Raw genomic sequence first — 15930 nt, 5'->3', positions numbered from 1 at the left:
AAAGTGCTATAATACTAGAAAATTATTGAAAGGAAATGACATCATGGCATTTCATCCATTAGCATACCGGATGCGGCCGCAAAACCTTAATGAAATCGTTGGTCAACAACATCTTGTTGGTCCTGGCAAAATTATTCGCCGAATGGTCAACGCTAAACTCCTCTCTTCAATGATTCTTTATGGGCCGCCAGGAACCGGAAAAACTAGCATCGCAAGTGCAATTGCAGGATCAACAAAATACGCATTTCGCAAATTAAATGCCGCCACAGATTCGAAAAAAGCTCTCGAGCAAATCGTTGCTGAAGCTAAAATGAGCGGAACGGTAATTTTGATGTTAGATGAAATTCATCGTTTAACAAAACCAAAACAGGATTTTCTTTTGCCTCATCTTGAAAACGGACAGATCATTCTAATTGGAGCGACGACTGAAAATCCATACATTACGATCAATCCGGCGATTCGAAGCCGAACGCAGATTTTTGAGCTTAAACCGTTAACAGCAATGGATATTCGGCAAGCCTTAGAACGCGCGCTTCATGATAAGAAAAATGGATTAGGAGCATTTAACGTCAAGCTTGATGATGCTGCCATTAAACATCTTGCAAATGCAACCCATGGTGATTTACGCAGCTCGCTGAATGCTCTTGAACTTGCAGTGAAATCCACACCCGCAAACGATGACGGCATAATCCACATCACGTTAAAAATTGCTGAAGAATGTGTCCAACACAAAGCTCTCATTCATGATAAAAATGGCGATGCTCACTACGATGTCGTTTCTGCCTTTCAAAAATCGATTCGTGGATCCGATGTTGATGCAGCTTTACATTACTTAGCCCGCATGGCTGATGCCGATGATCTTCCAAGTGTGACCCGTCGCCTTTTAGTAATCGCATATGAAGATGTTGGCTTAGCCAATCCGCAAACAGCCGCGCGAACCGTTGCAGCCGTTACCGCTGCTGAAAAGGTTGGATTTCCTGAAGCCCGGATTCCGCTTGCTGAAGCAGTCATCGACTTATGCTTATCACCCAAATCAAACTCCGCAATCAGTGCGATTGACAAAGCCCTCGATGATTTGCATCAAGGCAATTACGGCGAAATTCCGAATTGGCTTAAAGATCCACATTATCAGGGAGCTGAAAAACTTGGTCACGGAATCGGATATAAATACCCGCATGACTATCCGCACGATTGGGTCAAACAACAATATCTTCCTGATAAAATTAAAAACCGACATTACTACATTCCTAAAAAGAATGGGCGTTATGAAAAAGCCCTTGCAGAACAGTATTATCGCCTTGAAAAATTTAAGGGCCGTCCGCTTGAAAAGGATGAGTAGTTTCTAATTTGAAAAAAGGTTTTAGGCGTGTTAAGATACTGTCAGAATATTTCTATGGTGTACGCATTGTCTCATCAATGTAAGGTTGACCGAACACTTTTAGACATGAGGATCACGATATTTGGTGGCTGGCAGGCTCATTTCACTTGAGAACCAAAAGCCATCTTAAGTGATCCGTTCCTGCTGATATTGCGGGTTCAACTACAAGAGACGATTAACGGCACTAATGGAGCAACGAGGATGTGAGCAGTCACATCCTTTTTTGATATAATAATTTAAAGAAAATTGATTAGTTGGAGGAGTCTGAATGTCACTTATTACCCGTATTTTAGTTATTATTTTAAGCCTGATCATTATGTTTCTTGGAGAATATCTATGGACACACCGGAAGAAAAAATTTCTTATTTTCTCACTTGCTGATAAACCATCCTTTTCAACTACCCTTGCCGTTTTAGGCGGATGTTTGATAATCGCCGGGCTTGCAACTTTATTTACAAGTTTCATGGCAAATCTCGTTCCGTTTTTATGGATGATTGTAATCGATGTCATCCTTGCAACCATCATGACTTTTACCTTGTTAATTTATCTTTTCTCAAATTAATGATTTCGCTTTCTTTTTCTAGATAAATTTTGTAGAATGAAGTTGAGGATAGGAAGGTGATTATCAATGTTACAAAGTTATAAAAATATTTTAGTCCCAATCGATGGTTCATATGAATCAGAATTAGCATTCAAGAAAGCCATTAACGTTGCCAAACGGAACGGTGAAGATACAGCGTTGCACCTCGTTCACGTTGTCGATACCCGGGCTTTCCAAAACATTTCAAGTTTCGATACCACAATGGTTGAACAGGTTACCGAAACCGCCAAGAAGACATTAAGTGGGTATGCTGATGAAGCAAAAAAAGCAGGTATTAAAAACGTTGACTTTTCAGTTGAATATGGGGCTCCAAAGGTAATCATCGCCAAAGATATCCCAGATGAAAAGAAAATTGATTTGATCATGATTGGTGCAACTGGTTTAAATGCCGTTGAACGAATTTTAATCGGTTCCGTTACTGAATACGTAACTCGAACAGCTGAATGCGATGTACTTGTTGTTCGAACTGACCTTGAAAACAAACCTGCTTTAACAAAGGATTTGATTAAGGCTAATCGACGTGAAGGGTTATAATTGAATAAATTCAAAAGGTTGGAATTGCAATCAATTACGATTCCAACCTTTTCTTTTTATCGCCATTCACATCCAATTAAATGATCATTGATTACCCCAATCGTTTCTAAATAAGCATATACGTTTTTCGGGCCGACAAACGTAAACCCATAATATTTCAGTTGACGTGCGAATTGAACTGAAAGTGCACTTTGGGATGGAATCTGTTCTGCACACTGCCACCGATGGTCAATGACTTGATTTGACGTTAAGCTCCATAAAATTTGTTCAAGCAAGATTTTCTTTTTATGAAGCCGATTTAAAGTCTGCGCGTTTTGAATAACTGCTCGAATTTTTCTTCGATTCGCAATCATTCGTTCAACTTGAATCATTTTTTCAACTTCGCGTTCAGTCATTGCCGCCACTGACGGGATATCAAAGTCATTAAATACCTGTTTTAAAACGGAACGCCGATCCAAAATCAACTGCCACTGCAATCCTGCCTGAAAGGTCATTAATGAAAGGATTTCAAATAGGCGCTGTTCGTCATGTTGCGGCTTGCCCCATTCATGATCATGAAAATCAATCATATTTTGCTTTCCATTTTCTGCCCATGAGCATCTCATTTTTACACCACCTCATCTTTAAATACGCAAAACGGACCGCAAACTTGCGATCCGTTTTCATAAATTAAATGATATGCTTGTAAAAATAATGAAATTCCGAGGATCCATGACAAAATACAGTCACGATCCGCATTTTACGTTCTGACATAACCCGAACGATTTTTGACCGCCAAATCACAATCCAACCGCTAATGGCATAACATACTTCCATAAAATTTGCATTTTAAAAAGATAAACAACTGCGCCAATCACATTTGCAAAAACCAATGTAAAATTCTTTAATGTATTATTGACTGCAAAGGTATTGACAATCAAAAGTGCCAATAAAACGACACCACCGCCAGCATCAAAATATCCAGTCTTCAAGAAAAATCTTCAAAACCGCAAGTCATTTGTCAATGCTAACCTGTTCAGCAACGACAACCTTTTTTTCGTATGTTCGGTACGAGAACCATAATTCCCGCAAACACAATAAAAAAGATAATTTTCTTAAAGATTGTCGCCAAAATTCAGAAAAGCAATAGCACTCCTAAAATTGATACTGTATGATTTGTCAAATTTATCTTTTCTTATCGTTCAATTCCTGCTTCGAAGCAATATCAAACTGAATCCAGACGCTGCTTATAAAGAACGTTGGCCATTACCGGAAGACAAGAGTGAAATTTCGACAAGAAAGCTTACTGAAATCACAAATAATACTAATTTAAGTAAACTAATCATATTCCTTCCCTTACATTAGTTAAAAAAATAACGCTAATATTTTACCACATTTAAAATTTAATTTTTAGACCGCTAAAAAAAGACGATGACTTTCGTCATCGCCTTTTACGATTATCTCGAACATGTCTATTGCATATTTTCATCGTTTAAGAATGTATCAAGGACACCTTCGACCATATCCCATTCTTCATCACTTTCAATGTCGTAAAGTTCTGCATCCTTTGCATCGCCGTTTTCATCCGGATCAAATGCAAAAGCAAGCACATCAACTTGTTCTTCTGGTTCTGAACCAGCTGGAATTAAAAGAATATATGATTTACCATAATCTTCAGATTCAAACGTGAATAAAATTTCATACAAACTTTCATTTCCCTTATCATCAACTAATGTGATCAAATTATCATCATTTGATTGGTTTTGATTATTTTTTGCCATTCTTTTACCTCACTTTAGTAAGTCTAACAGTTTTCCTTTGCGATCTAAATAGTTTTGCAAGATCAATGTTGCTGCCAGTTTATCGATTACTTGATAACGTTTCTTCCGTGATGCATCCGCTTCTTCAATCAACATTCGTTGGGCTTCAACCGTCGTTAACCGTTCATCTTGAAAATCAATTGGCAAATTGATCTTTGCTTGTAACATCTTACCATATTTTTGAGCGGCTTCAACGCGTGGGCCGCAAGTATTATTCATATTCTTAGGTAATCCAATTACAAACCCCACAACTTGTTTTTCCTTTGCAAGTTCAACGACCCGGTCCAAGCCGAAAACCTCTTCGTCTTCATTAATCCGGACGATCTCTACCCCCTGCGCTGTCCATCCCAATTGATCACTTACAGCGATTCCGACCGTCTTTGAACCGACATCGAGTCCCATTATTCGTGCCAATTGATCTTCATATCCTCTCTATTAAGATATGAACGAACTAACTCTTCAATAATTTCGTCGCGTTCAAATTTTCGAATTAAGTTCCGCGCATTATCAGCCCGCGGAATGTATGCTGGATCACCTGAAATCAGATATCCAACAATTTGATTGATTGGATTATATCCTTTTTCTTCAAGTGCATTGTATACCGTTTGTAATGTTTGATGAATTTCTTTTTGTTCCCCTTCGTTATAATCAAAGAAAACTGTCTTATCTGATGATGTCATCCAGAACACCTCCGTAATTATTATCTAATGCCTTTATTTTACTAAACTCCCCAAATTACCTCAAATAATTTTGAATAAAACTACCAAATGTAACAGAAATGAAAAATCATCCCTATCATTTAAATTCGCGATTTAACTTTAAATATTGAAACAAAGAGACAAGCTCTCGTCAAAATCGAAAACCTGTCTCTTCAAAATTTTCATTGATCATGCTCATTACGCATTTGCTTTTGCAAATGATTTGGCATGCTTTTTCAAATATAGTAACAAATCTGTCTCACTATTAAACTCCCGTGGATGGTGTTGTCCATGTAAACGGAGAATAATCTTATTGATCCGAATGCGTCCGGTCCATGTATACGTATGATCTACAATAAAGCGATTATTAAGTTTTTCGCCTTTTTTACCAAACTTTAAAACATACACTTTTTCAGGCACAATTAATGGATTAACGTGCTCTTTTTCATAGTCAACACCATGGGCTCTTAAGAAATGTTTTGTTTTCTTTAGCATGTTACTCCTCCTTATCTGCCTTTTACTCTTTTATTATACCAAGTTGTCTTTCAATAAACTAAGATTTGGTCCTTGATATAAGAAAAATGCTCATAATATACGAGCATTCCCAGAGTATATCACCCGTACGGGGATCGAACCCGCAACTCCGCCTTGAGAGGGCGACGTCTTAACCAATTTGACCAACGGGCAAAGTTACTTTCTTTATTATACCCTCTTGTTAATAAAAATCAAGTTTACTTATCATAAAAATGCCGCCAAGAAAAATAAATAAACATTGCAAATAATATCAGACACCAACCTAAACTCAAACAGCCAATCACCAAGAATAACTTAATCTTAAAAAGTTCACTCATTACTAAAATAATAATGGTAAAAATACTCCACTTGATCATTCGCAGTTTGAGATTTTCAATTTCGTGTCGCATTAAATTCATTCCTTAAATTAATCTTGCCACCAATTATCAAACTCAGCCATTAATTTCTTTACTGCTTTACCACGATGACTGACCTGATTCTTTTCATCAACTGAAACTTCAGCAAATGACTTCTGTAAATCGTTTGAATAAAACAGCGGGTCATAGCCAAAACCATCATTTCCATTTTCCTGATTAAGAATTCGTCCAAATGCTTCACCACTGACTTCAAGCGGTGCCTTGTCAGGATGAACAACAACGATTGAAGTGTGAAAATAAGCTGTCCGTTCACTTGCCGGAACCCCTTTTAATGCTTCAAGCAATTTTTTTCGGTTCGCAACGTCATTATGATCTCCTGCATACCGAGCCGAATGAATCCCTGGTTCTCCATCTAAGGCATCAACACATAGACCTGAATCGTCGGCCAAAACCGTTGCATGCGTAACATTCATTAGAGCATTTGCCTTAATCAATGCATTTTCAGCAAAGCTGCTCCCATTTTCATCAATTACTGGAACTTGATCCGCATCAAGATCCAACAATGTTGTCACTTCAAACCCCTTTGGTTCAAATATTTTCCGATATTCACGTGCTTTTCCTGGATTTTTGGTTGCAATTAAAATCTTTGGCATTTCGATTCCCCATCTCTTAAATTTATCCTTATTCTATCATTGATTTTACAAATTAGTAAGAATTTTTATCTTTAAAAAGGTATAATTAAACATAACGATAAGTTTAGAGGAGCTTAATTATGAAAAAAAACTTTTATAATCAAGTATTAAGTCATTCGACTGGAACCACGCTTGGAAGCGAACTTTTGCGCGATGTTTTGATTCCGTCATTAGTTGGCAATAACGAAGATATTATGTATTGGGCCGGAAAGCTCTTGGCGCGTAAATTATTACTTGCAACTGATAATGACTTGCGCTTATTTTTCGAATATGCTGGATGGGGAACATTGACTCATATTAAATCAAAGAAAGAAGAACATACCTTTGAATTAAGCGGCGAGCCGGTTAAGGTTCGATTTGATGCAACTGAAAAACCGGATTTTCAACTTGAAGCCGGCTTTATTGCCGAAACGTTTCAACTTCATAATAATTTAACGACTGAAGCTAAAGTTGAAAAAATCGATTCCAAAAAGCCACTTGTGACTTTGACAATAACTATTGACTCCCATGCACCTGTTCAAACAGAAGCATCAAGCATTGAGCCATTTTCAATGATTGAATTTGATAAAGTTCAATCAACCCAAACAACTGATGAATAGAAGTAAAAAATGCGACTTTCGTCGCATTTTTTTATAATTAATTGTCGCTATCTTCCTCATCATTTTCCAAACAAGTTTTGCAAACTCCATATAAGTTTATACTTTCATTCGAAACTTTAAATTCATTTTTTTGAGCCTCTAAAACCATATGATTTAAATCATTATTAAAATTATCATAATTTGCATCGATAATCTTACCGCATTTGCTGCAAATCAAATGAAAATGAGGCTTTAAAAAATAGTCATAATGCGGTTGCGTACATTTCGATGTCATAACTTTAATTACTAAATTTTTTTCAATAAAGTAATTTAACGTGTTATATACCGTTGCTTTGCTAATCGTAACATTTTGATCTTGATTGATATCATTAAAAATTTGATCTGCAGTTGGATGTTTTGAACTACTCATCAAATAATTTAAAATCACAATCCGTTGTAAGGTAGGAGTAATATCATTATCTTGTAAAATTTTCTTAACATTCATTGAAAACACTTCCTATTAGTCGACATTTGATATAATCTATATTTAGAAATTTTCTAAATGTATATTAAATATAATACTGACAGTTATATTTTAACCCAATTGGAGGACTATATGAAAAATATCACAAAATTATGGATTATTTTAAGTGTTTCACTAATCGCGTTAATCTCACAATTTATTTTTGATAATGCATTCGTTGCTCGATTCATTATTAGTACAGTTGGTATTCTTGTTTCTATTTCAATGTTTATTGGGATGGTTAAAACTTTAAAATCAGGAAAATACGGTGTTGACTTACTTGCAATTACTGCCATTATTGCCACTTTAATCGTTGGTGAATACTGGGCTTCACTAGTTGTTCTAATAATGCTTGTTGGTGGAGATTCATTAGAGGATTATGCAGCTGGTAAAGCAAATAAAGATCTTAAAGCTCTTTTAGATAATTCTCCCGATCATGCACACCGAATTGAAAATGGCAAAATAACTGATATAAATTCTAATCAAGTAAAAATTGGCGATATTCTAGTTGTTAAACCTGGCGAATTAGTCCCTGTTGACAGTCAGATTATTGAAGGAGCTGGGCTGGTTAACGAGTCTTCTCTTACCGGAGAATCAAAACCAATCGAAAAAAAAGTTAATGATATGGTTATGTCAGGTACTTTAAATGGCGATTCATTGATCAAAGTTAAAGCCCTAAAATTAGCTCAAAATAGTCAATATCAAAAACTAGTAAATCTCGTTAAACAAGCAGAAAAAGCCCCTTCAAATTTTGTAAGAATGGCTGATCGTTATGCATTGCCATTTACCATTGTTGCATATCTCATTGCAGGATTAGCTTGGTTTATTAGTAAAGATCCAGTAAGATTTGCCGAAGTTTTGGTAGTTGCATCACCTTGCCCACTAATTTTAGCCGCTCCTGTAGCCATGGTTGCTGGAATGAGCAGAGCATCACGGGCTGGGATTATCGTAAAATCAGGAAATGTACTCGAAAAGTTAGCAACAGCTAAAACAATTGCTTTTGATAAAACCGGCACAATAACTAAAGGTAACTTGAAAGTTAATAAAATTGTTAGTCTGGATTCCCATTATTCTTCAACTGATATTTTAAAACTTGTTATGTCTGCAGAACAAAATTCAAATCATATCTTGGCACGCTCAGTTATGGAATGTGCCAAACAAAGAAAAATAAATCCTTTAAAAATATCTAATTTGAAAGAATCCGTTGGTAATGGTATTCAAGGAAAATATCAAAATCAGTTAATTAAAGTTGGAAAATTAAGTTATGTAAAAAGCGATTGTGATCCATCGCAAAGAGTTGATGCAACATGTGTTTATATTTCAATTGATAACAAATTAATTGGTTATATCACATTTGAAGATGAGATCCGTCCTGAAGCAATTTCAACCATGCGTTCATTAAAAAAGCTAAATATTAATAATTTAGAAATGCTGACCGGCGACAAAAAAACAATTGCTGCTCACATTGCTCAAGAGGCAGGAATTACTAAAGTTAAAGCAGAACTATTACCTGCCGATAAAATCAATGTCATAAAAACGACCCCTGCTAATTTACGTCCAGTAGTAATGGTCGGAGATGGAATCAATGATGCACCCGCACTCACAACAGCAGATGTAGGAATTGCAATGGGTGCACATGGAGCAACTGCTGCAAGCGAAACAGCAGATATTGTTATTTTAAAAGACGATCTATCAAAAGTATCACATTCAATTAAAATTGCACGCGATACAATGAAGATTTCAAAGCAATCCGTTTTAATTGGAATTATCATCTGTGTTGGATTAATGTTGATTGCAAGTACAGGAATTCTTCCTGCAATTTTTGGCGCATTATGTCAAGAAATCGTTGATACTGTTTCTATTCTTTGGAGTTTAAAAGCTCGGGGATAAACTTTAAAGCATAAAACTTTTTCAATTTCTGAAAAGATGGTTCATAACAAAAAGGTCTTAGCAACTATAACTGCTAAGGCCTTTCTTTTAATCATGTCTTTAACATGTCCTTTATTTTAACTTATCAATTACTTCTTTTTATTATTTTTATTTTTTAATCGTAATTGTGACAAAAAAGCACCGATCGCATGGATTGGTGCATAATTACCATCATGCACGATTTTATTTTTTTTATCACCCAAACTTTTCACTTCCTCTCTTGGTAGATATCATAACACTTTTGTCTCATATTTCAAAAATAAAAATTATAGTATAAATAATAACCCGGTTATTATTTAGTTAGTTATTATTACCACAGAATTTTCATGCTAATTTAATATTTTTATCTAATTCTTTTAAAAAGGCCGGTAAGTTTACCAAATTACTCAGCTATCTTAATTAAAATCCTATTTTTCTAAAAATGAAATTGATAATTTTGAAAAGATATTGAATTTCTTTATTAATGAATGATACTTACGTTTTTTATGATTCAAAAAGAAAAAGTAATTTTGAAAAATGTAAAAAAACTTGACTTGTAATGTTAGGACTTACGCCTGGCGCATTCGTCCGGATGTTATCGGGATCGTCCTTCCATTATGCAGCCTATTAACTAATCTACTGGTAAATTGATTAAATGCGGATTATCTGCGTTTTTATTTGGAGCAATTATTTCTGCTTTAGCTCCCTCTTTTATTCTCAGAAGATTAATTCAAGGAATTGGAACTAAAATTCTTGTTCCTATGATGTTTAACGTTGCAATGGCTGTTTTCCCGCCTCAAGAATTAGGTTCAACTACGGGTATCTGCTCCTTAGTAATCATGTTTGCAACTGCTATTGGCCCTACACTAACCGGATTAATATTAGCTAAACTTTCATGGCATTGGATTTTCTGGCTGTTTGTTCCCATTTTATTAATTGCACTTATCTTTGAACTTAAGTTTTTAATCAACGTTGATCAACTCTCCAAGCCTAAAGTTGATGTATTATCCTTAATTTTTTCTGCACTGGGTTTCGGATTAATTGTAATTGGATTCAGTCTCGCTGCTGATAAAGGATGGACCTCCCCATTTGTTTTATTATGTTTATTAATTGGAATAGTCGTTTTAACCATCTATATTACTAAACAATTACGCATCCCCAACCCTATTTTAAATTTTAGAATTTTCAAAAAAGAAGCTTTCTTCAAGGGAACATTATTAGTAATGATCGATTTTGCAATGATTCTTTCAGCAATGTTTATTGTTCCCCAGTTTATTCAAAAAGGAATGCGTATTCCAGTAGCTTTAGCCGGCCTCATTATGCTTCCTGGCGGATTAATTAATGCTTTTGTGTCGGCAATCGCTGGTCGGTTATATGACAATTATGGTGTTAAAAAAATTGCCATTATTGGTTTTATAATTGCTATTTTAGGATCATTTATGCTAACTCGTGTTTCTCCTAAATGTTCAGTCCTATATATTACCATTTCTCTTTGCGTTTTAATGATTGGCTGTCCATTAGCAATGTCTCCTTCGCAAACCCATGCATTAAACGCCTTAGAAGTTAAAGAAAATGCTGATGGAAGTACGATTATCAATACTTTCCAACAAATTGTCGGAGCCATTGCAACTGCCGTGGCGACAAGTTTGCTTGGCTTAGGTACCGCTGCAGTTCATGGACATAACGCTGCAGTTGCGTTTACAAACGGGACCCACTACGGATTTTACTTCACAATTGTGCTTGCAATTATTGGACTTTTAGTTTCACTTAGCTTAAAAAAAGAAACTAAATCAAAGGATGTTCAACTTTAATCATTATTTAATAACTAAAAAAAAAGACTGGAAACCAGTCTTTTTTTTTAGTTATTTTCTTTTGTATCTTCTTTTTCTTCAATCATCGTTGGTTCAGCAAAAGCTTGATCATAGTTCAATGTAAAGTGCATATGATCTTTTCCAATAACTGTATTTGGGAAAATGTCGGTTGCATTTTTAACATACTTTTCCGGATCACGCATTGCTTGTGAAAAGTGAGTTAAAACCATTTCCTTAACATGTCCCTTTTTGGCTTGCGTTGCAGCTTCTGCAAAGGTCATATGCATCTTATTTTTAGCCTTTTCAGTGTCATCATTTGAGCCAAAGTTAGCACAACTTAAAAGTAAATCTGAACCCTCAATAAATCCTGGAATCTCAGGTGTTGGCCGCGTGTCCGTTACCCAACTGACGCGCATGCCTTTTCGAGCTTCACCGAGAACCATATCAGGAGTATAAGTCTTTCCTTCATATTCAACCGGTTTTTGACCGCGTTGCAAATCACCCCAAATCCGTTGCGGAACTTCATTAGCTTTGGCTTTTTGCGGATCAAATTTTGGTTCCCGCTTTAAGTCAACCCGGTAAGCAAAATTCGGCCGCGTATGTTTAACTGGTAAAGCTGAAATTGATAATTCACCATGAATGTATTTATTATTAATTACAATTGGTTCACCTGGGGTCGGATCTTCAATAATATTAATGTCATAGTTTAGCCATGGCATGATTACCCGGAAGCCTTTCATTACGTCTTTGATTCCCTTTGGCCCGATAATTGTGATTGGTTCTGTCCGTCCAGTATTACTTGTTGTCCCTAAGATTCCTTGTAATCCAATTACGTGGTCACCATGTAAGTGCGTAATACAAATCACATCAAGCGACTTAAAACCACTCCGGACGGCACGCATTGACACTCCCGTTCCTTCTCCGGCATCCATCAAAATTTTCCGTCCTTTATATTCAATAATTGCTGATGATAAATAGCGATCAGGAAGTGGAATACTGCCACCTGTCCCAAGTAATGTAACATCAATCATTTATCTTACCTCTTCCTTAATTAATTCTCACTTATTAAATTACGCTTCTTTACCCTAAAAGTACAAAATAAAGCATCGAAAAAATAAAAGAGTTGCAAAAAACGGTAACTAAAAGAAGTTATTACTTGATTAGAATTTAAATATTGAAGTTTGTTATGGTTTAAAGCCGAATCTTACGGCTAAAAATAAAGAAGTTAGGCCTTATATCCTAACTTCTTATTGATTATTTAAAATTAACAACCGTTGCCCCATCACCGCCGGCATTGGGTGAAGCATAGTTAAAGCTTTTAACGGATGGATTGGTTGAAAGATACTGTTTAATTGCCTGTTGAAGTGCCCCTGTCCCTTTTCCATGAATAATTGTCACTGACGGATATCCGGCAAGTAATGCTGAATCAATGTACCGATCAACGCTCATTAACGCTTCTTCTTTTGTTTGTCCTCGTAGATCAAGACTTGTCGATAATCCTGATGATGAACTTCGTTTAACACTTACGTTTGCATGCGTTGTTGGTTGATCGTCAACCTTGATTTTTTCAAGATCATCCGTATCAATTTTCATCTTCAAAATTCCAAGTTGAACTTCCCAATGGTGATCATCAATTTTTCGAAGCAGAACACCTCGTTGCCCATATGACTTAACCAATACATCATCATCAACATGGAATTCTTTTCGATTTTTGGCCCGTCGCAAAACCTTATTTTTGGTTAAATTAATTGGCTGTTCAAGTTTATTTAATTTTGTTTTGGCATCAACCAGTTGATTTTCCTTAACGGTACTTGCATTCTGACTACGCATCTTCCGTAAATCGGCAATGATTTGATCGGCCTTTTCTTGTGCATTGCTTACAATCTGATTAGCTTGCTGCTTAGCATAGTCTAACTGGGTTGTCTTTTGGCGCTCAAACTTTTCAAAGCCTGTTTCCAAATCATGATGAAGCTTTTCAGCTTCCTTTAAGTGTTTCTTGAAGAAAGCCTGTTTTTCTTCGGCATCATGCCGTTTTTTTACCAAATCGGCAATCATTTCATTTAAGTCTTGGCTATCTTGCGTAACCAATTGCTGTGCCGATTGCACAATTGTTTCTGGTAAACCTAACCGCCGTGAAATATCAAATGCATTACTCCGCCCTGGAATGCCAATCAATAAATGATACGTTGGTTGCAACGTTTCACTATTAAATTCCATCGATGCATTAATTGTTTGAGGACGTTCATACCCATATGCTTTTAATTCTGGATAATGCGTTGTTGCGACTACATAACTGCCCTGTGTCCCGACAGCATCCAAAATTGCAATTGCTAATGCAGCTCCTTCTTGTGGATCAGTTCCAGCACCTAATTCATCAAATAGGACAAGCGATTGAGCGGTAATGTGTTTTAAAATATCAACAATATTTGTCATATGTGATGAAAATGTACTTAAACTTTGTTCAATTGATTGTTCGTCACCAATATCGGCAAAAATTTCATCAAACACCCCAATTCGGCTTTCTTCGGCCGCCGGAATAAATAATCCTGATTGTCCCATTAATTGAATCAATCCCAAAGTCTTCAATGTGATGGTCTTCCCACCGGTATTTGGTCCGGTAATGACAATTGCCTGGTAATCTTTACCAAGCGAAATATCATTTCTGACCACCGTTTTCGGATTAAGAAGTGGATGCCATGCCTGCCGCAAATAAACATCATTTTCGGCCGAAATTTCCGGCAACGTTGCTTTAATCTGATGAGCATATTGGGCTTTAGCATTAATAAAATCCATCCGACCTAGAATCCATGCATTTTCAGAAAGCTCATTCGTGTATGGGGCAATCAGCGCTGATAATTCACGCAAAATCCGTTGGACTTCTTCTTTTTCAGCTAATTGCTGTTGTTTCAATCGGTTATTCAAATCAACAATTGCTTGTGGTTCGATAAAAAGCGTCTGGCCTGAAGCACTTTGATCGTGAACAACTCCGCCAAACTGACCACGATTTTCAGCTTTAACCGGAATTACGTAACGGTCATTCCGAATCGTAACTAATGAATCACTTAAATACTTTGACTTGCTTCCGCGCGTCAGGCTTGAAAGTTTATCGCGGATTTCCGCTTCTGTATTTTCAATTTGCCGCCGTAAACTCTTTAATAAACTCGAGGCATCATCCGTAACATGCCCGTCACCTTCAATTGAATTTAATAGTCGTTTGGCAACATCCGGCAAAGTTTCAAGCTGGTCATTCAAATCATACAACCGTTGCAAAGCAACTTCATCATCAATTAACTCGCGAAAAAAAGCTTTAACGGCATTCGTTGCTCGCAAAACCTTCGCAATCATTGCAAGCTCTTTGCCGTTTAAAGTTGCACCGATTTCAAGCCGTTTTAACTGCATCCGAATATCAAGTAATTTTGGCATCGGAATTCCGCCTTTTAACCGCAGAATATCCGCTCCATCTTGAGTCTCATCTAATAACTCATCAATGCGAGCGTAGTCACTTTGCGGTTTCATCCGTTCAACGAGCTTTTTCCCATTTTCAGTTACTGTGTATTCTGCAATTTGCTGTCGAATTTTATCATATTCCAAAGTTCTTAAAATTTTACTGTTCATGCTGTTCCTCCCTTCTAGAATTGATTCTGATCATTATAATCATTCATTATCTGTTGTGAAATTACCGGTGTTTTCTTTAAAATCCATTCAGCAACCGTTGATTGTTGAACCGTTGACCGCACATTTTGACTTGGCCAAGCCGCCATCAACAAAAGAGCAAAGAAAATTACCACGTACATTAAAATCGTTGCCAAAACTGCCCCTGCTAATGCATTGATCTGCGAAATTAACGGCAGCTTAGTAATCCCATTAACTGTTCGTGCTAAAAAACGATAAATAATACTGCCGACAATGGCGATGATCCAGAACGAAAGAACATTGTAAAACATTCCTGAAAAAAACGAATTTTTCCACAACGCCGGCATCATTGTTGCCAAAGCTGTTCCCATCGGTTTGGCTAAAAAAATTGCAAGTAAAAAAACAATTACATAACCCGCAACGCTTAAAAGTGTCATCAAAAGACCGCGTTTTAGACCGAATCGAAAAGCTAAAATCAATAATAAAACGATAATTAATGTTATCACTTAATCACCTAGTTTGTTTGATCTTCAATCTTCCGTTGCAACTTATCTAATTCTTCCTGTTTCTCTAACTGGTCTGAAACTGCATTAATTGCTAAAAGTAATGCCGCTTTCTTTTCTGAAAGGGATGGCATCATTTTTTTGATCGTTGCCAATTCTTGGTTCGCCACTTCCATCACTGCATTCATATGCTCGGGGGTACTCTTCCCAATAATCGTAAATTCTTCGCCGTCAATTTGAACCTTAAATCGGCGTTTTCCCTCTGCCATATCAATTTCGTCCTTTCAATCACTTAATATTGATATTTTAGCATATTTCGTCATCAAAAGACGGTCGAAGTTCCTTAATAAATCGCCAAGATTTCGATTTAATGGTTGCAACA

At 36.4% G+C, this 15930-nt stretch carries 19 protein-coding genes, 1 tRNA gene and 1 other RNA gene; 7 read left to right on the top strand and 14 right to left on the bottom strand.

The annotated features are described in order from the left end of the window. Positions 1-43 precede the first annotated feature (43 nt). From FC64_RS05020 to FC64_RS05010, 4 genes are all read left to right on the top strand, one after another. Positions 44-1339 (top strand): replication-associated recombination protein A, encoded by a 1296-nt coding sequence (locus tag FC64_RS05020; protein ID WP_057906832.1) that lies wholly within the window; start codon positions 44-46, stop codon positions 1337-1339. Positions 1340-1385: 46 nt separating this feature from the next. Continuing rightward, positions 1386-1576, top strand: a non-coding RNA gene (gene ssrS / locus FC64_RS07335) — 6S RNA. A gap of 70 nt (positions 1577-1646) precedes the next feature. Continuing rightward, positions 1647-1940 (top strand): hypothetical protein, encoded by a 294-nt coding sequence (locus FC64_RS05015; RefSeq protein ID WP_057906831.1) that lies wholly within the window; start codon positions 1647-1649, stop codon positions 1938-1940. 66 nt (positions 1941-2006) lie between these two features. Continuing rightward, positions 2007-2513 (top strand): universal stress protein, encoded by a 507-nt coding sequence (locus tag FC64_RS05010; RefSeq protein ID WP_057906830.1) that lies wholly within the window; start codon positions 2007-2009, stop codon positions 2511-2513. A 56-nt stretch (positions 2514-2569) separates the two neighbouring features. On the opposite strand, the gene FC64_RS05005 is transcribed toward FC64_RS05010, so the two are convergent. From FC64_RS05005 to FC64_RS04970, 9 genes are all read right to left on the bottom strand, one after another. Next, positions 2570-3118, bottom strand: coding sequence for a DNA-3-methyladenine glycosylase I (locus tag FC64_RS05005; protein WP_057906829.1), 549 nt, complete (start codon positions 3116-3118; stop codon positions 2570-2572). A gap of 174 nt (positions 3119-3292) precedes the next feature. Next, on the bottom strand, positions 3293-3484 hold the full coding sequence (locus FC64_RS05000; RefSeq protein ID WP_057906828.1) for a hypothetical protein: 192 nt from the start codon (positions 3482-3484) through the stop codon (positions 3293-3295). A 480-nt stretch (positions 3485-3964) separates the two neighbouring features. Continuing rightward, positions 3965-4273, bottom strand: coding sequence for a DUF1292 domain-containing protein (locus FC64_RS04995; protein ID WP_057827690.1), 309 nt, complete (start codon positions 4271-4273; stop codon positions 3965-3967). A gap of 9 nt (positions 4274-4282) precedes the next feature. After that, positions 4283-4726 carry a Holliday junction resolvase RuvX gene (gene ruvX / locus FC64_RS04990; RefSeq protein ID WP_081035645.1) on the bottom strand — a complete coding sequence of 148 codons (444 nt, stop codon included), beginning with the start codon at positions 4724-4726 and terminating at the stop codon, positions 4283-4285. Next, positions 4714-4992, bottom strand: coding sequence for an IreB family regulatory phosphoprotein (locus tag FC64_RS04985; protein WP_057906826.1), 279 nt, complete (start codon positions 4990-4992; stop codon positions 4714-4716). The genes ruvX and FC64_RS04985 overlap by 13 nt, the downstream gene beginning before the upstream one ends. Positions 4993-5208: 216 nt before the next feature. After that, entirely contained in the window at positions 5209-5505 is a 297-nt protein-coding gene (locus tag FC64_RS04980; RefSeq protein ID WP_057827687.1) for a hypothetical protein, read from the bottom strand. A 119-nt stretch (positions 5506-5624) separates the two neighbouring features. After that, positions 5625-5697: transfer RNA gene (locus tag FC64_RS04975), tRNA-Glu, on the bottom strand. Positions 5698-5741: 44 nt separating this feature from the next. Then, on the bottom strand, positions 5742-5933 hold the full coding sequence (locus tag FC64_RS07410) for a hypothetical protein (RefSeq protein ID WP_202987266.1): 192 nt from the start codon (positions 5931-5933) through the stop codon (positions 5742-5744). Positions 5934-5950: 17 nt separating this feature from the next. Further along, complete coding sequence (locus FC64_RS04970; RefSeq protein ID WP_057906825.1) at positions 5951-6553, bottom strand: XTP/dITP diphosphatase; 603 nt, start codon at positions 6551-6553, stop codon at positions 5951-5953. A 119-nt stretch (positions 6554-6672) separates the two neighbouring features. Between FC64_RS04970 and FC64_RS04965 the strand changes: the two genes are divergently transcribed. After that, a complete protein-coding gene (locus FC64_RS04965; protein WP_057906824.1) occupies positions 6673-7191 on the top strand; it encodes a DUF2507 domain-containing protein in 519 nt (172 codons plus the stop codon). A 37-nt stretch (positions 7192-7228) separates the two neighbouring features. Here FC64_RS04965 and FC64_RS04960 read toward each other — a convergent pair whose 3' ends face one another. Continuing rightward, positions 7229-7675, bottom strand: coding sequence for a Fur family transcriptional regulator (locus FC64_RS04960; RefSeq protein ID WP_057906823.1), 447 nt, complete (start codon positions 7673-7675; stop codon positions 7229-7231). 111 nt (positions 7676-7786) lie between these two features. Here FC64_RS04960 and FC64_RS04955 point away from each other — a divergent pair, with 111 nt between their 5' ends. Both FC64_RS04955 and FC64_RS04950 read left to right on the top strand, forming a co-directional pair. Next, the gene (locus FC64_RS04955; RefSeq protein WP_057906822.1) at positions 7787-9583 is read left to right on the top strand and encodes a heavy metal translocating P-type ATPase; all 1797 of its coding nucleotides are present in this window, start codon (positions 7787-7789) and stop codon (positions 9581-9583) included. Between the two features lie 665 nt (positions 9584-10248). Next, positions 10249-11412 carry an MFS transporter gene (locus tag FC64_RS04950; RefSeq protein ID WP_081035644.1) on the top strand — a complete coding sequence of 388 codons (1164 nt, stop codon included), beginning with the start codon at positions 10249-10251 and terminating at the stop codon, positions 11410-11412. A 47-nt stretch (positions 11413-11459) separates the two neighbouring features. Here the strand turns inward: FC64_RS04950 and FC64_RS04945 are convergent, their stop codons facing one another. From FC64_RS04945 to zapA, 4 genes are all read right to left on the bottom strand, one after another. Further along, positions 11460-12443 (bottom strand): ribonuclease Z, encoded by a 984-nt coding sequence (locus FC64_RS04945; protein WP_057906820.1) that lies wholly within the window; start codon positions 12441-12443, stop codon positions 11460-11462. Between the two features lie 223 nt (positions 12444-12666). Continuing rightward, positions 12667-15027: an endonuclease MutS2 gene (locus FC64_RS04940; protein WP_057906819.1), complete on the bottom strand. Its 2361-nt coding sequence runs from the start codon at positions 15025-15027 to the stop codon at positions 12667-12669. A 14-nt stretch (positions 15028-15041) separates the two neighbouring features. Continuing rightward, positions 15042-15551, bottom strand: a complete 510-nt coding sequence (locus FC64_RS04935; protein WP_057906818.1) for a CvpA family protein — start codon at positions 15549-15551, stop codon at positions 15042-15044. 8 nt (positions 15552-15559) lie between these two features. Further along, a complete protein-coding gene (gene zapA, locus FC64_RS04930) occupies positions 15560-15817 on the bottom strand; it encodes a cell division protein ZapA (protein WP_057827680.1) in 258 nt (85 codons plus the stop codon). Positions 15818-15930 lie beyond the last annotated feature (113 nt).

Source organism: Ligilactobacillus araffinosus DSM 20653 (genome assembly GCF_001435375.1).
In the GTDB taxonomy this organism is placed as follows: domain Bacteria; phylum Bacillota; class Bacilli; order Lactobacillales; family Lactobacillaceae; genus Ligilactobacillus; species Ligilactobacillus araffinosus.
The sequence above is the reverse complement of the archived record's forward strand: the minus strand, read 5'-3'. Positions and strand labels throughout refer to the sequence as shown.